At 68.6% G+C, this 25,329-nt stretch carries 25 protein-coding genes and 1 pseudogene; 18 read left to right on the top strand and 8 right to left on the bottom strand.

Features of this window, described 5'->3' with window-relative positions:
• A partial coding sequence (locus WA944_RS06905; protein WP_526646632.1) for a mycofactocin-coupled SDR family oxidoreductase occupies positions 1–779 on the top strand: 779 nt, incomplete at its 5' end.
• A gap of 53 nt (positions 780–832) precedes the next feature.
• On the opposite strand, the gene WA944_RS06900 is transcribed toward WA944_RS06905, so the two are convergent.
• Positions 833–2,170: a cryptochrome/photolyase family protein gene (locus WA944_RS06900; RefSeq protein ID WP_526373945.1), complete on the bottom strand. Its 1,338-nt coding sequence runs from the start codon at positions 2,168–2,170 to the stop codon at positions 833–835.
• Positions 2,171–2,228: 58 nt separating this feature from the next.
• Here WA944_RS06900 and WA944_RS06895 point away from each other — a divergent pair, with 58 nt between their 5' ends.
• Positions 2,229–3,104, top strand: coding sequence for a TIGR03619 family F420-dependent LLM class oxidoreductase (locus tag WA944_RS06895; protein ID WP_526373944.1), 876 nt, complete (start codon positions 2,229–2,231; stop codon positions 3,102–3,104).
• Positions 3,105–3,129: 25 nt separating this feature from the next.
• The gene (gene puuE / locus WA944_RS06890; protein WP_526373943.1) at positions 3,130–4,050 is read left to right on the top strand and encodes an allantoinase PuuE; all 921 of its coding nucleotides are present in this window, start codon (positions 3,130–3,132) and stop codon (positions 4,048–4,050) included.
• Positions 4,051–4,056: 6 nt separating this feature from the next.
• Here the strand turns inward: puuE and WA944_RS06885 are convergent, their stop codons facing one another.
• Both WA944_RS06885 and WA944_RS06880 read right to left on the bottom strand, forming a co-directional pair.
• Entirely contained in the window at positions 4,057–4,638 is a 582-nt protein-coding gene (locus WA944_RS06885; RefSeq protein WP_526373954.1) for a fasciclin domain-containing protein, read from the bottom strand.
• A 186-nt stretch (positions 4,639–4,824) separates the two neighbouring features.
• Entirely contained in the window at positions 4,825–5,514 is a 690-nt protein-coding gene (locus WA944_RS06880) for a fasciclin domain-containing protein (protein WP_526373942.1), read from the bottom strand.
• Positions 5,515–5,698: 184 nt separating this feature from the next.
• Here WA944_RS06880 and dxr point away from each other — a divergent pair, with 184 nt between their 5' ends.
• From dxr to WA944_RS06845, 7 genes are all read left to right on the top strand, one after another.
• A complete protein-coding gene (gene dxr, locus WA944_RS06875; RefSeq protein WP_526609534.1) occupies positions 5,699–6,868 on the top strand; it encodes a 1-deoxy-D-xylulose-5-phosphate reductoisomerase in 1,170 nt (389 codons plus the stop codon).
• A gap of 14 nt (positions 6,869–6,882) precedes the next feature.
• Positions 6,883–8,124 carry a M50 family metallopeptidase gene (locus WA944_RS06870; protein ID WP_526373940.1) on the top strand — a complete coding sequence of 414 codons (1,242 nt, stop codon included), beginning with the start codon at positions 6,883–6,885 and terminating at the stop codon, positions 8,122–8,124.
• Between the two features lie 14 nt (positions 8,125–8,138).
• On the top strand, positions 8,139–9,314 hold the full coding sequence (ispG, locus tag WA944_RS06865) for a flavodoxin-dependent (E)-4-hydroxy-3-methylbut-2-enyl-diphosphate synthase (protein ID WP_526369947.1): 1,176 nt from the start codon (positions 8,139–8,141) through the stop codon (positions 9,312–9,314).
• Positions 9,315–9,373: 59 nt separating this feature from the next.
• Positions 9,374–10,237 (top strand): GNAT family N-acetyltransferase, encoded by an 864-nt coding sequence (locus WA944_RS06860; RefSeq protein ID WP_526369943.1) that lies wholly within the window; start codon positions 9,374–9,376, stop codon positions 10,235–10,237.
• 27 nt (positions 10,238–10,264) lie between these two features.
• Positions 10,265–10,930, top strand: a complete 666-nt coding sequence (locus WA944_RS06855; RefSeq protein ID WP_526608429.1) for a GNAT family N-acetyltransferase — start codon at positions 10,265–10,267, stop codon at positions 10,928–10,930.
• A 135-nt stretch (positions 10,931–11,065) separates the two neighbouring features.
• Entirely contained in the window at positions 11,066–12,880 is a 1,815-nt protein-coding gene (locus WA944_RS06850; protein ID WP_526608431.1) for a penicillin-binding transpeptidase domain-containing protein, read from the top strand.
• A 63-nt stretch (positions 12,881–12,943) separates the two neighbouring features.
• A complete protein-coding gene (locus tag WA944_RS06845; RefSeq protein ID WP_159228956.1) occupies positions 12,944–13,555 on the top strand; it encodes a DUF1707 SHOCT-like domain-containing protein in 612 nt (203 codons plus the stop codon).
• Positions 13,556–13,558: 3 nt separating this feature from the next.
• Here the strand turns inward: WA944_RS06845 and WA944_RS06840 are convergent, their stop codons facing one another.
• Both WA944_RS06840 and WA944_RS06835 read right to left on the bottom strand, forming a co-directional pair.
• Positions 13,559–14,791 (bottom strand): sulfotransferase, encoded by a 1,233-nt coding sequence (locus WA944_RS06840; protein ID WP_526372703.1) that lies wholly within the window; start codon positions 14,789–14,791, stop codon positions 13,559–13,561.
• Positions 14,746–15,602: pseudogene (locus tag WA944_RS06835) on the bottom strand (DUF1214 domain-containing protein); the annotation flags it as partial. The pseudogene WA944_RS06835 and the gene WA944_RS06840, both read right to left, overlap by 46 nt.
• On the opposite strand from WA944_RS06835, the gene WA944_RS06830 reads away from it, so the two are divergent.
• Both WA944_RS06830 and WA944_RS06825 read left to right on the top strand, forming a co-directional pair.
• Positions 15,504–15,824 (top strand): hypothetical protein, encoded by a 321-nt coding sequence (locus WA944_RS06830; protein WP_526646636.1) that lies wholly within the window; start codon positions 15,504–15,506, stop codon positions 15,822–15,824. The pseudogene WA944_RS06835 and the gene WA944_RS06830 overlap by 99 nt on opposite strands.
• Before the next feature lie 7 nt (positions 15,825–15,831).
• Positions 15,832–16,434, top strand: a complete 603-nt coding sequence (locus tag WA944_RS06825; RefSeq protein WP_526372702.1) for a TetR family transcriptional regulator — start codon at positions 15,832–15,834, stop codon at positions 16,432–16,434.
• A gap of 2 nt (positions 16,435–16,436) precedes the next feature.
• Here WA944_RS06825 and WA944_RS06820 read toward each other — a convergent pair whose 3' ends face one another.
• Positions 16,437–16,790: a PaaI family thioesterase gene (locus tag WA944_RS06820; RefSeq protein ID WP_526608438.1), complete on the bottom strand. Its 354-nt coding sequence runs from the start codon at positions 16,788–16,790 to the stop codon at positions 16,437–16,439.
• Between the two features lie 94 nt (positions 16,791–16,884).
• On the opposite strand from WA944_RS06820, the gene map reads away from it, so the two are divergent.
• From map to WA944_RS06805, 3 genes are all read left to right on the top strand, one after another.
• Positions 16,885–17,742, top strand: a complete 858-nt coding sequence (gene map, locus WA944_RS06815; protein WP_526369780.1) for a type I methionyl aminopeptidase — start codon at positions 16,885–16,887, stop codon at positions 17,740–17,742.
• Positions 17,743–17,769: 27 nt separating this feature from the next.
• Positions 17,770–18,441: a hypothetical protein gene (locus WA944_RS06810; protein WP_526369778.1), complete on the top strand. Its 672-nt coding sequence runs from the start codon at positions 17,770–17,772 to the stop codon at positions 18,439–18,441.
• Between the two features lie 62 nt (positions 18,442–18,503).
• Complete coding sequence (locus tag WA944_RS06805) at positions 18,504–19,067, top strand: alpha/beta fold hydrolase (RefSeq protein ID WP_526369776.1); 564 nt, start codon at positions 18,504–18,506, stop codon at positions 19,065–19,067.
• Position 19,068: 1 nt separating this feature from the next.
• Here the strand turns inward: WA944_RS06805 and ngg are convergent, their stop codons facing one another.
• Entirely contained in the window at positions 19,069–20,868 is a 1,800-nt protein-coding gene (ngg, locus tag WA944_RS06800; RefSeq protein ID WP_526369774.1) for an N-acetylglutaminylglutamine synthetase, read from the bottom strand.
• Positions 20,865–22,670 carry an N-acetylglutaminylglutamine amidotransferase gene (locus tag WA944_RS06795; RefSeq protein WP_526369772.1) on the bottom strand — a complete coding sequence of 602 codons (1,806 nt, stop codon included), beginning with the start codon at positions 22,668–22,670 and terminating at the stop codon, positions 20,865–20,867. The genes ngg and WA944_RS06795 overlap by 4 nt, the downstream gene beginning before the upstream one ends.
• Before the next feature lie 373 nt (positions 22,671–23,043).
• Between WA944_RS06795 and WA944_RS06790 the strand changes: the two genes are divergently transcribed.
• The 3 genes from WA944_RS06790 to WA944_RS06780 all read left to right on the top strand — a co-directional run.
• A complete protein-coding gene (locus WA944_RS06790; protein WP_526608436.1) occupies positions 23,044–24,423 on the top strand; it encodes a glutamine synthetase family protein in 1,380 nt (459 codons plus the stop codon).
• Positions 24,404–25,192 (top strand): gamma-glutamyl-gamma-aminobutyrate hydrolase family protein, encoded by a 789-nt coding sequence (locus tag WA944_RS06785; protein ID WP_526610972.1) that lies wholly within the window; start codon positions 24,404–24,406, stop codon positions 25,190–25,192. The genes WA944_RS06790 and WA944_RS06785 overlap by 20 nt, the downstream gene beginning before the upstream one ends.
• Positions 25,189–25,329 (top strand): aldehyde dehydrogenase family protein (locus tag WA944_RS06780; protein WP_526646634.1); only part of this gene is annotated, 141 nt, incomplete at its 3' end. The genes WA944_RS06785 and WA944_RS06780, both read left to right, overlap by 4 nt.

Genomic DNA, 25,329 nt, shown 5'->3' with positions numbered 1-25,329 from the left:
AGGGACGGGCACACGCCATCCGGTTCGCCGAAGAGGGCGCCGATGTCATCGCCGTCGACCTGTGCGACCAGATCAACAGCGTGGCCTATCCGATGGCGACGCCCGAGGACCTCGAGGAGACGGTGCGGCTGGTCGAGAAGACCGGACGGCGGATCATCGCCGAGCGCGGCGACGTGCGCGACCGCGACCGGCTTGCCGAGGTCGTCAGCCGCGGGGTAGCCGAGTTCGGGCGCCTCGACTTCGTGCTCGCCAACGCCGGGATCCTGCCCGCCGCAGGCGAACAGGGCCGCGACATCACCGCCTACACCGACGCCATCGGCGTGATGCTCAACGGCGTCTACTTCACCATCGAGGCCGCGCTGCCTGCGATGCTGGCCAACCCGGACGGCGGAGCCATCGTGATGACCAGTTCGGCAGCCGGGTTCAAATCCGTCAGCACCGATTTCGACAGCATGAGCCATGGAGCGGCCGGATACACCGCGGCCAAACACGGCGTCGTCGGCCTGATGCGGCACTTCGCCACGTCGCTGGCGAGCAGGAACATCCGGGTGAACTCGGTCCATCCGGGCGGCGTCGCCACCCCGATGGTGCTCAACGAGGCCATGGCCGGGTTCGTCGCCGAGCACCCGTCGTTCGGAGAGTCCCAGCGCCCCCTGCTGACCATCCCGATGATGGAACCCGACGAGGTCAGCGAGACGATGGTGTACCTGTGCGGACCGGCCGGTCGTCACGTCACCGGCGTTGCGCTGCCCGTCGACGCCGGGCTGATGCTCAAGTAGCCGTACCGCTCACTTCAACGCGCCGTACCGCTCACTTCAACGCGCCGTACCGCTCACTTCAACGCGCCGTACCGGCGCAACGCCTCGGACCGCTCCTCGGCGTGGTCGACCATCGGCTGCGGGTAACCGTCGGGGCGGTCGGCGCCGAGCTTGTGCACATCATCGACCCCCGACAACTCCGGCACCCATCGACGCACATAGTCGCCCGACGGGTCGAACTTCGCACCCTGGGTCGTCGGGTTGAACACCCGGAAGTACGGCGCTGCGTCCGTGCCGCACCCGGCCGCCCACTGCCACCCGTGCTGGTTGTTGGCCATGTCACCGTCGACCAGCTGCTCGAGAAACCACCGGGCACCCCACTGCCACGGCAGATGCAGGTCCTTGACCAGAAACGACGCCACGATCATCCGCACCCGGTTGTGCATGAAGCCGGTCTCGGCCAGCTGCCGCATCCCGGCGTCGACGATCGGAAAACCCGTCCGCCCGGCCTTCCACGCCTCGAACGCCTTCTCGGCGTCGCCGCCGTCGTCGACCTCGATACGGTCGAACGCGGAGTTCCAGTTCCACCACGCGCTCTTCGGCCACTCGTACAGCACGCCGGCATAAAAATCACGAAAGGCCAACTCCCGCAAGTAGGCCTGCGGCCCTTTGCCCCGGCCCAGGTCCGCAGCCAGAGTGCGCGGATGGATGGTGCCGAACTTCAGGTGCGCCGACATCCGGCTGGTCCCGTCGAGATCGGGACGGTTGCGGTCACCGTCGTAGTCGGCCAGCCCGGCGCGGCAGAACTGCTGCCAGTGATCACGCGCGGCCTTCTCGCCGGCCGGCAGCTCGAGATCGACTCCCAAGTCCGGGATATCGGTGACCGCGGACCGTCCGGGCACCCGCGTCGGGTCGACCCAGCGAGCCGACCCACTGCCCGATTCCGCCGGGGACCGCCACCCGTGCTTGCGCCACGCGTCGAAGAACGGGGTGAACACCTTGTACGGAGTGCCGTCGCCCTTGGTGACCCGGCCCGGCGACACCAGGTACGGCGAACCCGTCGCCACCAGTTCCACCTCGCCCAGCGCGTCGCGTACCTGCTCGTCGCGGCGCCGCCCGAAGGGCGTGAAATCCTCGGATACATGTACCGACGGTGCGTCGACCGCCTTGGCCAACGCCGGTATCCGCACCGTCGGGTCGCCGCGGGTGACCAGCAACCGGCCGCCGAGTCCGGCACGCAACTCGCGCAGCGCGTGGTACAGATACTGCAACCGCCGCTCACCCGCGCCGTCCTGCAGTCGCGGGTCCAGCACGTAACAGGCGAGCACCTCGCCGTCGACATCGGCAGCGGCCAACAGGGCGGGCAGGTCGCCCAACCGCAGATCACGGCGGAACCACAACACAGCGGGCATGGCATTGATGCTGCCCGGAATCTGCGGTAGAGAAACAAGGATCGACGAGAGGCAGTTGATGCAATTCTGGAGCGGCACGCCGTTCATGGAGGTCGCCGACGCGATCGCGGTCGCGCAGATGGTGGACGAGGCGGGCTACGACGGGATCATCTGCGCCGATCACCTGATCTATCCACGCGAGCTGAAATCGCCCTATCCCGATTCGCCCACGCAGAAGCCGCCGTGGCGACCGGACACCAGCTGGCCGGACCCGTGGGTGCTGATCGGTGCGATGGCCGCGGTGACGACCACGTTGCGGTTCTCCAATGCAATCTACATCGCCCCGGCACGGCCACTGCTCGAGGTCGCCAAACAGGTCGCGACGGCGTCGGTGATCTCCGGCGGGCGGGTGTCGCTCGGGGTCGGCGCAGGCTGGATGCGCGAAGAGTACGAGCTGATGGGTCAGGACTTCGGGAACCGGGGCAGCCGCCTCGACGAGATGATCCCGGCGCTGCGGGCGCTGTGGGCCGGCGGCTGGGTGTCGTGGAGCGGCGAGCACTATCAGGTGCCCGAGCTGATGATCGAGCCCCATCCGCCGGGTCCGGTCCCGATCCTCTGCGGCGGCGAGTCCGAGGCCGCACTGCGCCGCGCGGCACGACTGTGCGACGGCTGGGTCGGCTATGCCTACGGCTGGGACGACGCCGTGCGCTACGCCCAGAAGCTGACGGACCTGCGAGGCCACTACGGCCGCGGCGACGAACCGTTCGACATCCTGCTGGCTCTGCTCGAGCCGCCGACTCCGGACCTCTACAAGCGCGCCGAGGACGCCGGGATCACCGCCGTGATGTGCGCGCCGTGGATGGGCGCCGAGGGCGTGCCCGCCGGCGGTGTCGAGCGATTCCGGGGTCCCATCGAGCAGTTCGCCGAGACGGTCATCGCCAAGGTCAACGCCTGACCGGCACTGCTGCCAGAATGCCAGCATGACCACCCAGCCCGGCGAGCGCTATCCGCGGGACATGGTGGGCTACGGCCCCCACCCGCCGCACCCTCACTGGCCGGGCGAAGCGAACATCGCGGTGCAGTTCGTGCTCAACTACGAGGAGGGCGCGGAGAGCAATGTGCTGCACGGCGACGCGTCCTCGGAGACATTTCTGTCGGAAATCGTAGCCGCCCAACCCTTCCCGAACCGGCACATGAGCATGGAGTCGCTGTATGAATACGGCTCGCGTGCCGGGTTGTGGCGGGTGCTGCGGACCTTCGGTCGACGCGATCTGCCGCTGACCATCTTCGGGGTCGCGATGGCGCTGGCACGCAACCCTGCGGCCGTATCGGCATTTCTGGAGCGCGGCGACGAGATCGCCTGCCATGGCCTTCGCTGGATCAGCTACCAACTGCTCGAACCGGAGGTGGAGCGCAGGCACCTCGCCGAGGCGGTCGCGTTGATGACCGAGGTGACCGGGCAGCCGCCGCTGGGCTGGTACACCGGACGTGACTCACCGGCCACCCGCCGGCTCCTGGTCGAGCACGGCGGCTTCGTCTACGACTCGGATTCCTATGCCGACGACCTGCCGTACTGGACCAGGGTGGACGGGACGAACCATCTGGTCGTCCCGTACACCCTGGACGCCAATGACATGCGCTTCGCGATCGCAGGCGGCTTTCCCAGTGGAGACGAGTTCTTCACCCACCTGCGTGACGCGTTCGACGTGCTGTACGCCGAGGGGGTGGCCGGCGCGCCGAAGATGCTCTCCATCGGACTGCACTGCCGGCTGGTGGGCCGGCCTGCCAGGATCGCATCGCTGGAGCGGTTCCTGGACCATGTGCAGTCCCACGAAGGGGTGTGGATCACCCGGCGCATCGACATCGCGCGGCACTGGAAAGAGCAATTCCCGGCGCCCTGACGGTGACTACGCGGGCGGCATCAGCACCGTGTCGATCAGGTAGACCGTGGCGTTGGCGGTCTGCACGCCGCCGCACACCACCGACGCGTCGTTGACGCGCAGCTCGCCGCCGTGCCCGGTCACGGTCACGTCGCTGCCCTGCACTGTCGTGTGGGTACCCACCACCGCGGCCGGATCTGCCTTGCCCGGAACCACGTGGTAGGTGAGGATATTGGTCAGCAGCGGAGCGTCAGTGGTGAGGGTCTCGATGGTCGCCGGGTCGATCTTGGCGAACGCTTCGTCGGTGGGCGCGAAGACGGTGAACTCGCCGCCGTTGAGGGTGTCGACCAGGTTGACCTCTGGATTCAGTTGCCCTGAAAGGGCTTTGGTCAAAGTGGTGAGCAGCGGGTTGTTCGCCGCGGCGACGGTGACCGGTTCCTGCGACATGCCCTGCACCGAGCCCGGTCCGGTGGGCACCTGCTCCGCGTAGGCCGCGCATCCCGGCCCGACCGGTTGGGCGGTGGCTGTGGCCGCTGCTCCCAGCGACAGACCGACCGTCGCGGCTACAGCGAATCCGGCTCCTGCCAATGATTTTCCGTTGACCATCATGTTCTGGAGTTCCCTTCGTATCGCCAACCGGTGGTCCGGCGACGTCGTGTTTGTGTTCTTGCAATTGCTATTCGACGCCGATCGGGTCACGGATGGGTTGCGGGACCGAGTTTTTCGATACCGGCGGACAGGAAAATCCCCCGCACTGCAGGCAGTGCGGGGGATTTCCGGGGGTGGCTGGGCCGGTCAGTTGGCCGGAGGCATCAGCACCGTGTCGATCATGTACACCGTGGCGTTGGCGGTCTGCACACCACCGCACACCAGGCCGGCGTCGTTGACCATCATGTCGTTACCGGCGCCGGTCACGTTCAGCGTCGCGCCCTGCACCGTGGCGTGCTCGCCTGGGACCTGGTCGGGGCTCGCCTGCCCGGGCACCACGTGGTAGGTCAGGATGCTGGTCAACAGGTCGGCGTCCGTCTGGAGGGTCTCCAGGGTGGCGGCGTCGATCTTGGCGAACGCATCGTCGGTCGGTGCGAAGACGGTGAACTCGCCGCCGTTGAGGGTGTCGACGAGGTTGACGTCAGGGTTGAGCTGTCCCGACAGCGCCGAGGTCAATGTGGTCAGCATCGGGTTGTTCGATGCCGCCACGGTCACCGGGTCCTGGGCCATGCCCGCGACCGAGCCGGGTCCCTCGGGCACCTGCTCGGCGTAGGCGGCGCAGCCGGAGCCGATGAGGTTGGCCGCTGGGTCGGCCATTGCGCTGGTGGTCGCGGGGGCTTCTGAGGTGCCGGTGGCGTCCTCCACGGCCGACTCCGCCGCGCTGGTGGCCGACGTGACGTTGGTCTCGGCCTCCTCGCTCGAACAGGCCGCTGCCCCAAAGATCGCTACCGCAGCGATACCCGCCGCTGCAGCTGACTTCCGGTGAAATGCCTTCATATTCTCCCTATCCCTTCATGAGCGGACGGCGTTGCCCGCCCTGAGCTGACACACGTGATTCCTAACTGCGGCGCCGACGGATGGGTCGGGACAGGTCCTGTCACATTTGCGTAATAACTTCGGCCCCGTCGCCGGTGCGTGGACTCGGCCGCGACGCCGCGGTCCCGGGCGGCACAATGGACCGGTGAGCGAATCGGACAGACGGCTGCGGGTGCTGATCCTGGGCAGCACGGGGTCCATCGGAACCCAGGCGCTCGACGTCATCGCCGCCAACCCCGAACGCTTCGAGATCGTCGGGCTGGCCGCAGGCGGCGGCAACCCCGACCTGCTGGCGCAGCAGCGCAGCCGGACAGGGGTGACGAACATCGCCGTCGCCGACCCGGCTGCCGCCCAGATCGTCGGCGACGTCGCCTATACCGGACCGGACGCAGTCACCCAGCTGGTCGAGGACACCGAGGCGGACGTCGTGCTCAACGCGTTGGTCGGCGCACTGGGTCTGAAACCGACGCTGGCAGCGCTGGCCAGTGGCGCCCGACTGGCGCTGGCCAACAAGGAGTCGCTGGTGGCGGGCGGTCCGCTGGTGCTCAGGGCCGCCGCTCCCGGACAGATCGTGCCCGTCGACTCGGAGCACTCCGCGCTGGCGCAGTGCCTGCGTGGCGGCACCGCCGACGAGGTGGCCAAGCTGGTCCTGACCGCGTCGGGCGGGCCGTTCCGGGGGTGGAGCGCCGCACGGCTCGAGAACGTCACTCCCGAGCAGGCGGGCGCGCATCCCACCTGGTCGATGGGGCCGATGAACACCCTGAACTCGGCCTCCCTGGTCAACAAGGGGCTGGAGCTGATCGAAACCCACCTGCTGTTCGGGGTCGACTACGACCGCATCGACGTGGTCGTGCACCCCCAGTCGATCGTCCATTCGATGGTGACGTTCACCGACGGCTCGACGCTGGCCCAGGCCAGCCCGCCCGACATGAAGTTGCCCATCGCGCTGGCGCTGGGCTGGCCCGCCAGGGTGGCCGGCGCGGCGTCGGCGTGTGACTTCTCCACGGCTGTCACCTGGGAATTCGAACCACTCGACAGCGACGTGTTCCCCGCCGTCGACCTGGCCCGCGAAGCCGGTCGCGGCGGCGGATGCCTGACCGCGGTGTACAACGCCGCCAACGAAGAGGCCGCGGAAGCGTTCCTCGCAGGCCGCATCCCGTTCCCGGCGATCGTGCGAACCGTCGAGGACGTCCTGCGCGCTGCCGACCAGTGGTCGGCCGAACCAGCTACCGTGGAGGACGTACTCGACGCTCAGCTGTGGGCCCGTGACCGGGCCCGGGGCGCGGTCGAGCGCGAACCCGCAGCTAGAAGATAAGGACCCGCCGCCACATGATGTTCACGATCGGCATCGTGCTCTTCGCACTCGCCATCTTGCTGTCGGTGGCGCTGCACGAGTGCGGTCACATGTGGGTCGCGCGCGCGACCGGGATGAAGGTGCGTCGCTACTTCGTCGGTTTCGGTCCCACGCTGTGGTCCACCCGCAGACCGAACAAGCTGGGCGAAACCGAGTACGGCGTGAAGGCAGTCCCGCTCGGGGGTTTCTGTGACATCGCGGGCATGACATCGGTCGAGGAACTCACGCCCGACGAGCGCCCTTACGCGATGTACAAGCAGAAGACGTGGAAGCGCGTGACGGTGCTGGCCGCCGGACCCGGCATGAACTTCGCCATCGGGCTCGTGCTGATCTACGTGATCGCGGTCATCTGGGGTCTGCCCAACCTGCACCCACCGACAAGTGCCATGGTGGGGGAGACCTCGTGCGTGAAATCCGAGGTCGCGCAGGGCACTCTGGGCGACTGCATCGCGCCCAGCCCGGCGGCCGCAGCGGGCATCCAGGCCGGGGATGTGGTGGTGGAGGTCGGCGACACGCCCGTGGCGTCGTTCGACGAACTTGTCACCGCGGTCCGCCAGCTCGACGGGCCGACGCAGTTCACGGTGCAGCGTGACCAGGACGGCGAACTGCGGGAGTTCACCACCACTGTCGACGTGACGCAGAGTCAGCGTTACGTCGCCGCTGGCGACGGGGCCGCCGAGCCGGTTCCCGCGGACGTCGGCACCATCGGCGTCACGGGTGCCACGTTCGGGCCGACGCAGCACAACCCGCTCTCGGCAGTGCCCGCGACCTTCGCGTTCACCGGTGACCTCGCCGTGGAACTGGGCAAGGCGCTGGCCAAGATCCCGACGAAGATCGGCGCGCTGGTGGACTCCATCGGCGGCGGCGAACGCGATCCCGAAACGCCGATCAGTGTCGTCGGTGCCAGCATCATCGGCGGCGACACCGTCGACGCCGGGCTTTGGGTGGCGTTCTGGTTCTTCCTGGCCCAGCTGAACTTCGTGCTCGGCGCGATCAACCTGGTTCCGCTGCTGCCGTTCGACGGCGGACACATCGCGATCGCCGTGTTCGAGAAGCTGCGCAACCTGTTCCGGTCGGCGCGCGGCATGGTGGCCGCCGCGCCGGTGAACTACCTCAAGCTGATGCCCGCCACCTATGTGGTGCTCGTGCTGGTGGCCGGCTACATGCTGTTGACGGTCACCGCCGACCTGGTCAACCCCATCAGACTTTTCCAGTAGGAGATCTCATGACCATGTCCATCGGGTTGGGGATGCCGGCAGCGCCGGCCCCCACCCTGGCCCCCCGCCGTAAGACCCGGCAGCTGATGGTTCGCAACGTCGGTGTCGGCAGCGACCACCCGATCTCCGTGCAGTCGATGTGCACCACCAAGACCCACGACATCAACGCGACCCTGCAGCAGATCGCCGAGCTCACCGCGTCGGGCTGCGACATCGTCCGGGTGGCGTGCCCGCGCCAGGAAGACGCCGACGCACTGTCCGTCATTGCCAAGAAGGCGAACATCCCGGTGATCGCCGACATCCACTTCCAGCCCAAGTACATCTTCGCCGCCATCGACGCGGGCTGTGCCGCCGTCCGGGTCAACCCGGGAAACATCAAGGAGTTCGACGGGCGGGTCAAAGAGGTCGCCAAGGCGGCCGGGGCGGCGGGCATCCCGATCCGCATCGGCGTCAACGCCGGGTCGCTGGACAAGCGCTTCATGGAGAAGTACGGCAAGGCGACGCCGGAGGCGCTGGTCGAGTCCGCGTTGTGGGAGGCCTCCCTGTTCGAGGAACACGGCTTCGGTGACATCAAGATCAGCGTCAAGCACAACGACCCCGTCGTCATGGTCGCGGCGTACGAGTTGCTGGCTTCCAAGAGCGACTACCCCCTGCACCTCGGTGTGACCGAGGCCGGACCCGCGTTCCAGGGCACCATCAAGTCGGCGGTCGCCTTCGGGGCGCTGCTGAGCAAGGGGATCGGTGACACCATCCGGGTGTCGTTGTCCGCACCGCCTGCCGAAGAGGTCAAGGTCGGCAACCAGATCCTCGAGTCCCTGAACCTGCGGCCGCGTGGCCTCGAGATCGTGTCGTGCCCGTCGTGCGGGCGCGCCCAGGTCGATGTCTACACACTGGCCAACGAGGTGACCGCAGGCCTGGAGGGCATGGAGGTGCCGTTGCGGGTCGCGGTGATGGGCTGCGTGGTCAACGGGCCCGGCGAAGCCCGGGAAGCCGACCTCGGAGTCGCATCCGGCAACGGCAAGGGCCAGATCTTCGTCAAGGGTGAGGTCATCAAAACCGTGCCCGAAGCCATGATCGTCGAGACCCTGATCGAGGAGGCGCTGCGGCTGGCTTCGGAGATGCAGGCAGAAGCCGGGGCGACACCGGGTTCGAATGATGGCAGCGGTTCGCCGGTTGTGACCGTAAGCTGAGATTCGGCCCCCGGGGTGCGGGGTCGGCCTTTTCAAGGTAAGTCGCAGAAAGAGTCCAGATGTCGGCTCCTCCGCTTTTTCGCCTCGTTGATGAGCGAAGGGTGTCGGTGCTGCGCGACATCCGCGACATGTCCGCGGTTCTTCAGGTACTCGACAGCGACCCGGTTGCATCCTGCATGGTCGCGTCCCGCATCGCCGAGTACGGCATCGAGCCCTCGGGGATCGGCGGCGAGCTCTGGACCCGGCGGCGGGCCAGCGAATCCCTGTGTTACGCCGGAGCCAACCTGATTCCGTTACGCGGCGGGCGCAACGACCTCTACGCGTTCGCCGACAAGGCGATGAGCCAGGCGCGGCGGTGCTCGTCGCTCGTCGGCCGCGCCGAGTTGGTGCTGCCGATGTGGCAGCGCCTCGAACATGTCTGGGGCCCGGCCCGTGACGTCCGCGCCCACCAGCCGCTGATGGCGCTGAGCGCCGCACCCGTGTGTGCGGTCGACCCGCAGGTCCGCCCGGTCCGCATCGAGGAGCTCGACGCCTACCTCGTCGCGGCCGTCGACATGTTCATCGGCGAGGTTGGCATCGACCCGCGCGCCGGGGACGGAGGCCGGGGCTATCGGCGCCGGGTCGCCGGGCTGATCGCGGCCGGACGGGCGTGGGCCCGGTTCGAGCGGGGCCAGGTGGTGTTCAAGGCCGAGGTCGGCTCCCAATCGCCTGCGGTCGGCCAGATCCAGGGCGTGTGGGTACATCCCGACTGGCGCGGGCGCGGCATCGGGACGGCAGGTACGGCCGCGCTGGCCGCCGCGGTGGTGGCCAGTGGCCGCATCGCCAGCCTCTACGTCAACAGCTTCAACACCGTCGCACGCGCCACCTACGCGCGGATCGGGTTCGACGAGGTGGGGTCGTTCGCCACGGTATTGCTGGACTGACCTCCGCGGCCGAATACTCTGGCCCAGATGACCGAGCAGGACATGACGGCGCAGCGCAGGATCATCGCCGACGCCCTCGTCCACGCACTCCGGCGTAGACACGAGGTGCTCGACGCGGTCGTCGCCTCCGACGACTACGACGCGGCGATCGAGGCGATCGCCGACCTGCTCGACACCTCTGCGGCGGCGGCCGAAGCGGTCCTGAGGTTGTCGTTCGACCGGCTCACCAAGGTCTCGCGCCGCAGGATCGCGGCCGAACTGGACGACCTCACCAGCCAGGAGTTGTCGTTCGCCGCCGCCGAGCAGTCCGCCCGCTCGGCGCGCCGGCTGATGCTGCGGCCGTTCGCCGCCGAAGCGGACCGGGACATCTTCGCCGCCCGGACCGCCGACGTGCGTGCAGCGGGCGACGGCACGGCGGCGCCCCCGGGTGATCTCGGCGACGAGATCCGCGAGGCGGTCGCACGGGTCGCCGCCGAGGAGGCGGTCTGGTTGGTGGCCGAGGTCGGTTCGTCCAAGGTCGGGATGGTTTTCGGCGAGCTCTCCGGCGGTGAGGTCGACGTCCGCATCTGGATCCACCCGCATCACCGCAAGCAGGGCTACGGCACCGCTGCGCTGCGCACCTCCCGCTCGGAGATGGCCGCCTACTTCCCGGCGGTCCCCCTGGTCGTGCGCGCGCCGGCTGCCGGCAGCTAGAAGCCGCGTGCTCGCCACGCCCAGAACCGACTTCTGCAGGTCCCGTCTCGCACTTCGGCTGCAAAAGTCGGATCTCGGCGTGGCCACGGTGCGCCTACGCGACGATGCGGTCTCAAGTTCGTAACATCTGCCTCAATGGCAACTCTATTCTCATCTGCATCACGCGCCACCGGCGTGGCCATGGCGGTCCTGCTGGTCGTCACCCTCGGCGCCTGCACACCTCGACCCGATGGACCCGAACCGGCAGCCGAGGAGTTCTTCGCCGCGTTGGCTGTCGGCGACACCACGGCCGCCGCCCAGCTCAGCGACCGGCCGGAGGCCGCCCGGGCTGCGCTGAACGAGCTGTGGGCCGGCCTGCAGGCCACCGGCCTGGACGTCCAGATCCTCAGCTCGAAGTACGCCGAGGACACCGGAAGCATCGCCTACCGCTACACCTGGCGCCTACCCAAGGACCGCTCCTGGACCTACGACGGACGGCTCAACATGGTCCGCGCCGACGGGCGGTGGGAAGTCCGCTGGAGTGCCACCGGGGTGCACCCTCGGCTGGGGGAGAACCAGACCCTGGCGCTGCGGGCGGACGCGCCGCGGCGCGCCTCGGTCAACGAACGGGGCGGCACCGACGTCCTGGTGCCGGGCTACCGGTACCACTTCGCGCTGGACGCCCGGGCGGCCGGCTCCGAGCTGATGCCCACCGCGCGGGCTGTGGTCGGCGCGCTGCACCGGTTCGACAACACCCTGGATCCGCAGCGGCTCGCCGAACTGGCCAGTTCGAAGCGGGCTCCGTTGAGCCTGATCACGCTGCGTCAGGCCGATCACGACGCGGTCGCCGGCGCCATCGGCGCCCTCCCGGGCGTGGTGATCACCCCGCAACCGGAAATGGTGCCCACCGACGAGAACTTCGCCCCGGCCCTGGTCAATCAGGTCAAGAACGCCGTCGTCGACGAGCTCGACGGCACCGCCGGGTGGCGCATCGTCAGCGTCAACCAGAACGGGGTGGATGTCGACATCCTCCACGAAGTGGCCGGTGAGCCGGCGCCGTCGGTGACCATCAGCCTGGACCGCTCGGTGCAGAACGCCGCGCAGCACGCCGTCGACACCACCGGCAAGCAGGCCATGATCGTCGTGATCAAGCCGTCGACCGGTGAGATCATGGCCGTCGCGCAGAACGCCGCCGCCGACCGCGAGGGTCCGATCGCCACCATGGGCCTGTTCCCGCCCGGGTCGACGTTCAAGATCGTCACCGCGGGCGCGGCGATCGAACGGGACATGGCCACGCCCAACACGCTTCTCGGCTGCCCGGGGCGGATGGACATCGGCCACCGCACCGTGCCGAACTACGGCGGGTTCGACCTCGGCACGGTGCCGATGTCGCGGGCGTTCGCCAGCTCGTGCAACACGACGTTCGCCGAACTCGCCAGCCGGATGCCCCCGCGTGGGCTCACCCAGGCCGCCGCGCAGTACGGCATCGGCCCGGACTACACCATCGAGGGCATCGACACCGTCACCGGATCCGTGCCGCCCACGGTCAACCTCACCGAGCGCACCGAGGACGGTTTCGGTCAGGGCAAGGTCCTGGTCAGTCCCTTCGGGATGGCGTTGGCCGCCGCCACTGTCGCCGCCGGGCGCACCCCGGTTCCCCATCTCATCGACGGACGCGAAACCGAGATCAGCGGTGAGAGCGAGCCCATCCCTGCGGGCGTGGTCGACAGCCTGCGGCCGATGATGCGGCTGGTGGTCACCAACGGCACCGCCGAGGACCTGCAGGGCGCCGGAGATGTGCGCGGCAAGACCGGTGAGGCGGAGTTCGCAGGCGGGTCGCACTCGTGGTTCACCGGATATCGAGGTGACATGGCGTTCTCGGCGCTGATCGTCGGCGGCGGGAGCTCGGAGTACGCGGTGCGGATGCTCAAGGGCATGCTCGACGAACTGCCGCCGGGTTACCTCGCCTGAGCGGCCGACTGTGCCGGATCGGCTGGGATCTGCGCAGCTGACGGCGGTACCGTGGAAGACGCCATGACCGAAATCAACCACATCCCCGGCGGCCTGCCCGCCGACGCCGTCGAGATGCGGATCTCCGATGCCGACCGCAACGGCACGCTGCGCCGGCTGCACAACGCCGTGGCCCTCGGTCTGATCGACATCGACGAGTTCGAAGAGCGTTCGGCGATGGTGTCGCGGGCCCGGCTGCGGTCCGACCTCGACACGCTCGTCGGTGACCTGCCCGGTCCCGGCGCCATCGTCACCTCGGCGGCCGACCGCGTGGAACTGCGCGGTGTGCTCGGATCGCTGAAGCGCCAGGGCGAGTGGGTGGTGCCCAGCAGGCTGGCATTGCACCGGCGCATGGGGTCGGTCGAGCTCGACCTGACGCGTGCGCGCTTCGCGGGCCCGATCGTCGTCATCGAGCTCGACATGAAGTTCGGCGGCCTCGATCTGCGGCTTCCCGACGGCGCCAGCGCGTCCATCGACGATGTCGAGGTCAACGTGGGAAGCGCCCACGACCACCGCAGGGACGCCCCGGCCGAAGGCACCCCGCACGTCATCCTCACCGGCAAGGTGGTGTGCGGTTCGGTGGACGTTCGCGGGCCACGCAAGTCTTTTCGGTTCCCCCGTCCGCTGCGCGGCTGACCGCTACCTGAGCTGTTCGTCGGGCACGCCGTAGCGCTGCTGGTACCCGCGGACCTGCTCGCGGAACTCGGCGGCGTCCAGGCCGGTGTCAGCCCAGCGGTAGCGCGTACCGCCGTGGTCGCCGGGGTGGGCGACCAGGAAGTCGCGCATCCGCTTCTCGGTGGCCGGCTCGAGCTCGCGGCCCAGGCGGGCATAGAGCGCTCGTACCGTGGCCAGCGGGTCCCGGATGAACTCCGCGAACTGCACGTCGACGAAACGCAACCCGCCCAGGGCTCCGGAGTCCCGCAGCGCCATCGCACGATCGAGGCCGATCACGATCTCCTCTCTCGACTGCGTCGCACACTCGTTGATCGAGGACTCGTCGGACGCCAGTCGGTGCAGATGGTGGGTGAGCGCGCTGATGGACGAGATGACGTTGAGCGGATCACGATGGGTCTGCACCATCACCGCGTCGGGGTACTCGGCTGCCAGCGTGTCGAGCTGCCACAGATGCGCCGGTGACTTCAGCAGCCACCGACAGGGCGGCTCTGCCAGACCGGGCACCCCGGACTGCAAGTGTTGCAGGAACATTCGGTGGTAGCGGTAGGCAGCGGTGTGGTCGGCCTCGTGCAGCAGCCAGCGATAGTAGCCGGGCAGCCGGTACTGGACCGAGAAGATCATGCTGCAGAACTGCCCCGCGGTGATGCGGACGCATTCCTGCCCGACCAGAGCGCCCATCGGGTGATGGACCAGCAGTCCGGGCACGATCTGTTCCGACGCCTCGATGGCGGCCTGTGTCTCGGCGATCCGCGGGTCGCTGTCGTAGGCCGCGGGCCGGGGCAGCGGGTAGGGGTGGTCCACCTCCCGGTTCAGTGGCGGTCGCAACGCGGGATCCTGGGCCAGCAGGTCGAACAGGATGGTCGTGCCGGTGCGGGGCTGGCCAACGATGAACAGCGGTCGCCCGACGGGCGACGCGGCGACCTCGGGGTGGCGCCTGCGCCAACCGACGACCCGCAGTCGGTTGGTGAGGGCCCGGACGACGTCCATGGCGGCGATCTCGACGCCGAGATCGTTGAGCCGCGCCTCGGCGGTCAAGCCGTCGCACAGCCGGGCGAGGTCTTCGCGCCAACTGGTGTCGTCGCCGAAGTCGTCGGCACCGGCGGTCTCGACCGACTGTGCGACGAGGCGGTCCGGGTCGAGGCGGCGCCGCGACGGACCGTCGTGCGCACCGCCGGTGCGTCCGGGTTGTCCAGCCAGCGCAGCACCACGAAGCCGCGGCGCCGGCCGCCGGTGTCCAGCCAGTGGCCGTGGCCGAGATCGCTGGCGCCGATCACAATTCGCACCACCCCGTCGACGTCCGGGGCGACGCCCTTGTTCGTGACCGAGCTGTGCCGTTGGTGTGGTTCGAGGCATTCGTGCCAGACGTTCTCGAGCGTGACGTTCCAGTAGCGGGTGTCGGGCGGGGCGAACTCGAGCAGCAGCGATTCGTCGGCGCCGAGCGCAAAAGATCCGAGCATGTACAGGTTGTCCGGTGTGGTGTCCGCGCCCCCGAGTTCGGCGGCTGCGGCGGTGACCAGCGTGTTGGGTTGCGTGAGCAGTTCGGGCTTGATGGTGCGGTGCAACGTGGCCAGCTTGACGATCGTCCACGCCATCGCGGTGAACGCGGCTGCCGCCTCGGCATCGGTTGCAGCGGCGGGCTGGCGAGACACTCGACCGTCATCGACGCCGGGGTCTCGGCGTCGGCGTCGGCGATGTACTCGCGCACCACGATCGCCGACGCGGCCTCGGGGATGGGTATCCACTGGGCGCCGTCGAGCGCGCCTGCGCCCGGGTCGGTGGCGGCGAGCACCAGCGCGAAGGATCCCTGCGTGCACTGCAGTGCGGTGTCGCTGAGATAACCGGCCATCCGGCGGGGCGTCAGCCCGGTGCCCGCGAGCACCTGGAACCCCAGATAGGTGGTGGTGCCGCGTTGTCCGGTGATCCGGTAGCGGTGGTCACCGCGGATCATGGCCAGCAGATATCGGCCGTCGGGATTGGGTCCGCCCACCATCCTGGTGTCGGTGCACATGTCGAAGAAATGTGGCCGCTGCGGGTCGGCCTCGACGGACAACTCGGTGCACAACGCCGTCACCTTGGCCAGCATGCGCAGCCCTTCGCGCCGCTCACGGTCATCGGCGGCGTCTTCGAGGACCGTGCCCGTGAGGTCGGCCAGCATCTGTTGGACGAACCGCCAGGATTCGAGGACCGCCGAGGTGTCTTCGTTGCGAATAGCTTCCACGGTGAGACATAGTCTCACTATGGACGCTGTCTCAGATGAGAAATCGCCGGAAAGCCTGACCGCCCGCAAGCAGCGGGCGACTCGGGCCCGGATAGCGACCGCGGCAGCGCAGGCGGTGGCCGAACACGGATTGGCCGGGGCGACCGTCGAGCAGATCGCCGCGGCCGCCGAGGTCGGTCGCGCCACCTTCTTCCGGTACTTCAACGCGAAGGAGGATGCGGTCGCCGACGGGATGACCGCCCACTGGCTCGACCGCATCACCGCCGCGATCGCGACGCAGCCACCGGGGGCATCGGCCACCGCGGCGGTCGTCGCGGCGTTCGAGGACCTCGGCGACGGCTTCGACGGGATCTGTGACCAGGTTCGCGAGCTCGCGACGTTGACGCGCTCATCGCCGGTCTTCAGCGCCTGGACGCTGCACATCTACCTGCGGTACGAGGCGACCATCGCCGAGTTGGTGGCTCCCCGGTTCACCGACCCGTCACCCGACGATCCGCGGCCACGGCTGCTGGGCGCGCTCGCCATGGCTGCGATCCGGATCGCTCTCGACGACTGGCTGCTCAGCGGAGGTTCGTTGCCGTCGCGGGTGCACCGGGCGCTCGCCGCGATCAACATCGGGTGAAGCTAGCGCGGGTCCAGCACCGCGAAACTCAGCGTCGCGCGCGCCGCGAGCCGGTCGCGCGCCGCGTCGGTGACGTCCACCGCGATGACCGACAGGCGGCGCCCGGCGCGCACCACGGTGGCCTCCGCGCGGGCCGGGCCCTCCAGGATCGGCGCCAGGAAGTGCACGGTCATGTCCGCGGTCGCGACATCCTGCCCCGGTCCGACGTGCCGATCTGCGAGCCGGCCTGCGGCGATGTCGATCAGGGTGGCGACCAGGCCACCCTGCAGGTCGCCACGCCTGTTCACCAGGTCGGGGCGGTTGTCCAACTCGATGACCAGACGCTCGTCGGACTCTTCGACATCACGGAAGTCCAGCCTGCTAACAAGTGACCCGGGGTGACCTGCATCCCACGAACGCTAGCACCATTCTCCGAGAACGAGAGTCCCATTCTCCCGATAGTCTGGCCCCATGCCAGTACGGACCGCCCTTCGCCCCGGCGTGGTGTCACCGACGCTGCCGGTGCCCAAGTCGATCGCCCGCCCCGAGTACGTGGGACGGCCGACGGTGCGTGAGGGCACCGAACCATGGGTGCAGACACCAGAGGTCATCGCCAAGATGCGAGTTGCCGGGCAGATCGCCGCAGGGGCACTCGCCGAAGCCGGCAAAGCCGTCGCCCCCGGGGTCACGACAGACCAACTGGACCGCATCGCCCACGACTACATGGTCGACCACGGCGCCTACCCGTCGACGCTGGGCTACAAGGGCTACCCGAAGTCGTGCTGCACGTCGCTCAACGAGGTGATCTGCCACGGAATCCCCGACTCGACGGTGGTGGAGGACGGCGACATCGTCAACATCGACGTCACCGCCTACATCGACGGCGTGCACGGTGACACCAACGCGACGTTCCTGGCCGGTGACGTCTCCGAGGAGCATCGCCTGCTCGTCGAACGCACCCACGAGGCCACCATGCGCGCCATCAAGGCCGTCAAACCGGGGCGGGCGCTCTCGGTCGTCGGCCGCGTCATCGAGGCTTACGCAAATCGATTCGGCTACAACGTGGTTCGTGATTTCACCGGGCACGGCATCGGCACCACCTTCCACAACGGTCTGGTGGTGCTGCATTACGACCAGCCCGCTGTCGATACCGTGCTCGAACCGGGCATGACATTCACGATCGAGCCGATGATCAACCTCGGCAGCCTGGACTACGAGATCTGGGACGACGACTGGACCGTGGTCACCAAGGACAGGAAGTGGACGGCCCAGTTCGAACACACCCTGGTGGTCACCGACGCCGGAGCGGAGATCCTCACCCAGCTGTGAGGCCCGGCACCTGAGTAGCCTGGTGGCATGACCGGGCACCGGGTGGCGAGGGCTCCCGTGGCGACCCTGGTCGCCGCCGTGCTCGCCGGGTGTGGGCAGGCGATCACCGGCACCGCGGTCTGGCCGGGCGCCAGGCTCGAGCGCGTGGTGCTCACCGAGGCTGACTTCCCCGCCGGGGTGCGGTACCAGCGCATTCTCCGAGACCGCGGCGAAGAAGACGGCGCGGGCGCGCCGCCACCGATGCTCTCGTCGCCCCAGGGTTGCACCGACGGGCTGACCCGGGACATCGCCGCGACGGCCGAGCGCGGGGCAGGCAGCGCCGCGGAGTACGTGGTGGCCTACGACGGTGCGCGGGTGGTCATGACCGTGTTGACGTGGTCGCTGAACCTCGAGCAGTTGGCCGCCACCGCCGAGCGGTGTGCACAGTACGACACGTTCTTCGAGCCGTCCGATCCCGGTATCCCGGTGACCACAACCAAGCTGCAGACCCCACGGCCGGATGCGTTGGTCTACCAACAGACGATGAAGCTGGGCGGCGTCGAGAGCAGCGTGTTCTTCTCGTTCGAGAACGTGGGGACGATGGCGGTGTTCGGCCTCGCTCTGCCCACGCCGGACCCCAGCATCGCCGTCAAAGGCGCGCTGCCGCAGACATTTCTGGAAATCGCCGACCAACAGGCCGAACGCGCTCAGGCGGCTTGACCGCTGGACCAAGAGCATGAAAAGCCGCCCGCGGACTTCGCTGCTGCCTGTAGTTTTACGCAATGCCTTCTCCAATGATCACCGTCGACGGGTTCGGGGTGCCCGTCGAGGTCGCCGGCCCGGAGAAGGGGTCTGTCGTGGTTCTGCTCGGCGCGGCCCATCAGGCGCCCGCCGCTTACGAACCCGTCTGCCAGCGTCTGCACACCGCGTCACTGAAGACCGTCGTCATCGGTCCCGACCCCAGACTCACTGCCAAATCCGTGATCGGCATCCTCGATGCCCTCGACGTCTCGTGGGCGCTGTTGGTCGGTGACCGGCTCGGCGGGGAACTGGCGTGGGAGCTGGCGGCGACCCGACTCGACCGGTTCATCGGGTTGGTGGCGATCGACCGCGGCCACCCGCGGGTGGCCGATCTCGCCGGGGTGGTCCGCGACGAGCGCTGCCCACCCGTCGAGCTGAACACCACCGCGCTGGTGAGCACCCCGGCGGCACGTTCGGTCGCCAGGGCCACCCAGCGCTTCGTGTACGGCGACTACCGGGTCGTCGATCTGCTCGGCCGACGCAATGCGGCCGACTCCACCGCACAACTGGCCGCCGAGATCGTGATGCGCACCAGCACCTGGTGACCTACGGCGAATCGGACTTCGTGCGGTCGACCTCTTCAGGGGTCCAGTTCTGGGGTATTCCCGGCTGTCCGGGGAACAGGAAGTCCACAAAAGCCTTAGCGGTCGGCTGTGGCTCGTGGTTGGCCAACCCGGGCCGTTCGTTGGCCTCGATGAACGCGTACTCCGGCCGGGTGACGTCAGGGACGAGCAGGTCGATGCCGGTGACCGGCACGCCGATCGCGTCGGCGGCGGCGACGGCCACCGACCGGAGTTCCGGGTGCACGGTCGCGGTGACGTCGTGGATCGTTCCGCCCTGGTGCAGGTTCGCGGTCCGGCGGACCCGCAGCCGGGTGCCTTCCGGAAGCACGTCGTCGAACGACCAGCCCGCCTCCTTGACCGTCGTCTCGGTCACCGCGTCCATCGGGATCCGCGATTCCCCGCCGGTGGCGGCCGCGCGTCGGCGACTCTGCGCCTCGATCAGCTCCTCGACGGTGTGGCGGCCGGTCCCGGTCACCTCCGCAGGCCGACGCAGCGCGGCGGCGACCACCTTGCCGTCGATCACCACCAGCCGCAGATCGTCGCCCGCGGCGCGTTGTTCGATGAGCACCTCGGGATGCTGCTCGCGCGCCCGGGCCAGCGCCGCGTCCAGCTCCTCGGGACCGTCCACCCCGACGGTGATGCCCTTGCCCTGTTCGCCGCGGGTCGGCTTGACGACGACGTCGCCCACTTCGGCCAGGAACTCGTGGTCGGCTTCGTCGAAGGTGGCCAGCCGACCCCTCGGCACGATGATGCCGGCGTCGGAGACGATGCGGCGGGTCAGCCGCTTGTCGTCACAACGGCTCATCGCCACTGCAGAGGTGTACTCCGACAAGGATTCCCGGGTGACGACGCTGCGCCCGCCGTGCGACAGCCGCATCTCACCGGCCTCGGCGTCGAGCACCTCCACCCAGATTCCGCGGCGGATGGCCTCGTCGGCGATGATGCGCGCGTACGGATTCAGGTCTTCGACGGTCTCCGGCGGGTGGGTGAACAGTGGTTCGTTGATCGCATTCTTGCGTTTGACCGCCATCACCGGCACCCGGGCGAAACCCAGCTTCTCGTACAGCGCGATCGCGGCGGTGTTGTCGTGTGCCACCGAGAGGTCCATGTAGGCGCGGCCCCGGTCGCGGTACAGGGCGGCGAGGCTGCGAGTCAGTGCGGCGCCGACACCGGGAACGGTGGCGGCCGGGTCGACCGCCAGCGTCCACAGGCTCGATCCGTTCTCGGGATCGGAGAACAGCGCGGCGTGATCCACGCCGGTCACCGTGCCCAGCACGGCGCCGTCGTCGTCACGCACGGCGACCAGGTAGTCGATCGAATTTTGGTGACAGTGGTTGTCCCAGATGACGTCGTTGGGGGCGGGCACCATCCCGCAGCGGACGTAGACCCGGTTCATCTCGTCGGCGTCGACGCGGCTCTCGAGCGTGCGGACACTGAAACCGCGCAGCGTCGGCGCGGTCTCCTCGCTCTCGGCGAACCGCAACCGGTAGGTGTGACTCGGATCGATGAACAGTTCGGCCGGCGCCTTGGACACCAGGACGTGGGGTTCACGCGCGTAGATGCAGATGTCGCGGCGGCCGTGGCCCTCCTGGCGGAGCACCTCGGCGAGCTTCTCCTGGTCGGCGAAGGTCTGTCCGAAAATGAGTCGGCCCCAACCGAGTTCGAGCACGACATCGTCGGCCATCGCGTCCACCATGTGTGGCGGGGACGCGTCGTGGAGAGCCAGTGTGATCCCCTCGGGGTGATCCTCGTCGGGGTCGAGGCGAGGATCGGTGCCGGTCATGCGGCAGGCCCGTTGATGCCGTGCCGTTGCAGCCACAGCTCCAGCAGCGCGATCTGCCACAGCTCGTTGCCGCGCAGCGGGGTGAGCTTGCCGTTGGGGTCGGCCAGCAACCGCTCCACCGACTCCGGGCGGAACAGCCCACGCTCCTTGGCGGCGGGCGCGTAGAGCGCATCGCGGACCAGGTCGAGGTAGGGCCCCTCGAGATGGGTGAGTGCGGGCACCGGGAAGTAGCCCTTGGGCCGGTCGATGACGTCGGCCGGAATCACCTGGCGGGCAGCCTGCTTGAGCACACCCTTGCCCTCGTGCGCCGTCTTGAGGTGCGGCGGGCAGGTGGCGGCCAGCTCGACGAGTTCGTGGTCGAGGAACGGCACCCGGCCCTCCAGCCCCCACGCCATCGTCATGTTGTCGACGCGCTTGACCGGGTCGTCGACCAGCATCACGGTGGTGTCCAGCCGCAGCGCCCGGTCGACGCCGGACTGCGCGCCGGAGCGCGCAAAGTGCTCGGTGACGAAGAGCTCGCTGGGATCGTCCGCGGTGGCGACGGTAGGGGACACCAGCGACGCGTACTCGGCCTGGCCGCGGTCGAAGAACGCGGCCCGGTAGCTGGCCACCGACCCTTCCACCGAGGCCGCCTCCGGCGTTCCCATCGGCGGATACCAGTGGTAGCCGGCGAACACCTCATCGGCGCCCTGCCCCGACTGCACCACCTTGACGTGCTTGGACACTTCCTGGCTCAGCAGGTAGAACGCCACGCAGTCGTGGCTGACCATCGGCTCGCTCATGGCGGCGATCGCGCCGTCGAGCGCTGGCAGCATGCGATCGGTGCCGATGCGGATCTGGTGGTGGTCGGTGGCGAACCTGTCGGCGATGATGTCGGAGTAGTGGAACTCGTCGCCTTTGACCCCGCCCACCGACTCGAAGCCGATCGAGAACGTCTTGAGGCCCTGCTGCTCGGCTTCGGCGAGCAGCCCGACGATCAGGCTGGAGTCGACACCGCCCGACAGCAGACAGCCCACCGGCACGTCGGCGACCAGACGGCGTTTGACGGCGAGCCGCAGGGACTCGAGAACCGCGTCCTCCCAGTCCCGTTCGGACCAGCCGGAGCGTTCCTCGGCGCGGGTGAAGTCCGGCTCCCAGTACGTGGTGGTGGTGCGCGTGCCGTCCGGCTCGATCGCCACCAGCGAGGCCGGCGGCACCTTGCTGATACCGCGCAGGATGGTGCGTGGCGGCGGCACCACCGAGTGGAACGTCAGGTAGTGGTGCAGCGCCACCTGGTCGATGCGGGTGTCGACACCGCCGCCGGCCAGCAACGCGGGCAGTGACGACGCGAACCGGATCCGGTGGGAGTCCTCGGTGACGTAGAGCGGCTTGATGCCGAGACGGTCGCGGCCCAGCAGCACCCGCCCACTGTCGCGCTCGACGATGGCGAAGGCGAACATCCCCTGAAGGTGGTCGACGAACCGGTCGCCCCAGTGGTGGTAGCCCTTGAGCAGGACCTCGGTGTCGCTGTGGGAGAAGAAGCGGTAGCCGTGGCCGTGGAGTTCGTCACGCAACTCTTCGTAGTTGTAGATGCAGCCGTTCCAGGCGACCGACAGGCCGAGGTCGGAGTCGACCATCGGCTGCGCGCCCGCCTCGGAGAGGTCGATGATCTTCAGGCGTCGGTGCCCGAGTGCGACCCTGCCCTGCGACCACACCCCCGCGGCGTCCGGCCCGCGGGGCACCATGTAGGCGGCCATCGCCGCGACAGCGCTGATATCTGGGGTTCTTCCGTCGAGGCGTACCTCGCCGGTGGCTCCACACACCTGTTCGACCCTACTCCAGTGTCGGCGGTTCCTCGATCTGACTTCGCGGCCACGCTACAGGCCCCGGAGCGAAGGTTTGGTACCCGGACATCGTCTGTTGAAACCCCGAAGCCTGTTGAAACCCCCCGAATCGGTGATCCCGCCTGAGGGGCGCGTTCCACCCGGGCCGGATGCTGTTGCGACGGCGACGAGCACCGTCGCGAATAATCGGCGGCCTATTGGTCTGGCGTCCTACCTTTGAACGTGGCATTTTGGGGGAACCGTGGGGAACGGCCGCAGCCGACACCCGCGCCAATGGTCGGGTGACCGTCGGGTTCGGCACGAAGAGAGCGGGAGTACTGATGAGCGTTCGGGCGAAGAAGCGGCAGCACTGATGGGCGGCGCACCGGGGATGCTGTCGAAGGCCGACCTCGAACGCCGGGTCGCGGACGGGGAGATCGACACGGTGATCGTCGCGTTCTGCGACATGCAGGGCCGACTCACGGGCAAGCGGATCTCGTCGCGGCTGTTCGTCGAGGAGGTCGCCGAGCACGGCGCCGAGTGCTGCAACTACCTGCTCGCCGTCGACGTCGACATGAACACCGTCGACGGGTATGCGATCTCCAGTTGGGAAACGGGTTACGGCGACATGGTGATGACGCCGGACTTCAGCACGCTGCGGCTGCTGCCGTGGCTCCCGGGCACGGCGTTGGTGATGGCGGATCTGTCGTGGACCGACGGCGAACCGGTCACGCAGGCGCCGCGCACCATCCTGCAGCGTCAGCTCGACCGCCTCGCCGAACGCGGCATGGGTGCGATCGCGGCCACCGAGCTCGAGTTCATGGTGTTCGACACGCCCTACCGCGAGGCGTTCAAGACCGACTACGCCGGGCTGGTGCCGGCCACCGACTACAACATCGACTACGCGATGCTGGCGTCGACCCGGATGGAGCCGCTGCTGCGTGACATCCGTCTCGGGATGGAGGGCGCCGGGCTCTACTGCGAGGGGGTCAAGGGGGAGTGCAATCTCGGGCAGCAGGAGATTGGATTCCGCTACGACGAGGCGCTCGTCGTCTGCGACAACCACACCATCTACAAGAACGGCGCCAAGGAGATCGCCGACCAGCACGGCAAGAGCCTGACGTTCATGGCGAAATACGATGAGCGCGAGGGCAACAGCTGCCACATCCACATTTCCTTCCGCGGCATCGAGGACGGTGTCGCCAGTGTCCCGGTGTTCTCCGATCCCGACGACGAGCTCGGCATGTCCAAGATGTTCCGCAGCTTCGTCGCCGGGCAGCTGGCCACGCTGCGAGAGATGACGCTGTTCTACGCACCGAACATCAACTCCTACAAGCGGTTTGTCGACGGCAGCTTCGCGCCGACCGCGGTCGCCTGGGGGATCGACAATCGCACGTGTGCGTTGCGGGTGGTCGGCCACGGCCAGGGCATGCGGATGGAATGTCGTGCCCCCGGTGGTGACGTCAACCAGTACCTGGCTGTCGCGGCGCTGATCGCCGGCGGGCTGCACGGCATCGACCAGGAGCTCGAACTGCCGGATGCGGTGCAGGGCAACGCCTACACCAGTGGCGCCGAGCGGCTTCCGACGACGATGACCGAAGCGGTGGAGCTACTGGAGAATTCGCGGGTCGCGCGGGATGCGTTCGGTGACGACGTCGTCGACCACTACCTCAACTACGCCCGCGTGGAGCTCAAGGCGTTCAACGCCGTGGTGACGGATTGGGAGAGGGTGCGTGGCTTCGAACGGCTTTGACGTCGGCACCGATCGACCGGTCATCGGGCTGACCACGTATCTGCAGCCCGCCCAGACCGGAGTGTGGGACGTGCGTGCCAGTTTCCTGCCGGCCATCTACTTCGAGGGGGTCGGGTTGGCCGGCGGCATCTCGGTGCTGCTGCCGCCGCAGCCGGTGGACGCGGCAATCGCCGAGCGTGTGCTCGACGGTATCGAAGGCCTGATCGTCACCGGCGGGCGCGACGTCGACCCGGCGGCCTACGGCAGCCCCCGCCACCCCGCGACCGACGAGCCCGTCGCCGACAGCCGCACCCGGGACGCCTTCGAGTTCGCCCTGGTCGAGGGGGCGCTGCGCCGGGGTCTGCCCGTTCTCGGCATCTGCCGGGGCGCGCAGGTGCTCAACGTCGCGCTCGGCGGCAGCTTGCACCAGCACCTGCCCGACGTGCTGGGACACGCCCACCACCAGCAGGGCAACGCGGTGTTCAGCACCTCGACGATCGTGACGGTGCCCGGGACCCGGGTCGCCTCGCTCGTCGGCGACAGCACCGACGCACAGTGCTACCACCACCAGGCCATCGATCGGATCGGTGACGGCCTGATCGTCAGTGCCTCCGACGCCGACGGCGTGATCGAAGCCGTCGAGGTCGACCCGCGGCGGTATCCGCACAGCTGGGCGGTGGCGGTGCAGTGGCATCCCGAGGAGCGCCTCGACGACCTTCGGCTGTTCGCGGGGCTGGTGGCCGCCGCGACGTCCTACGCAACCCACAAGACCCGGAAAGTGAGCCTATGACCGCCAGCGATGTGATCAACCCCGCGACCGAGGAGGTGCTGCGCACCGTCGAGCAGACCGACGAGTCCGGGGTCGATGACGCGGTGGCCCGAGCCGCCGCCGCCCAGCGGGACTGGGCGCGCCGGGCTCCCGCCGAC

The organism is Mycobacterium sp. (assembly GCF_049683355.1).
Classification (GTDB): domain Bacteria; phylum Actinomycetota; class Actinomycetes; order Mycobacteriales; family Mycobacteriaceae; genus Mycobacterium.
The sequence above is the reverse complement of the archived record's forward strand: the minus strand, read 5'-3'. Positions and strand labels throughout refer to the sequence as shown.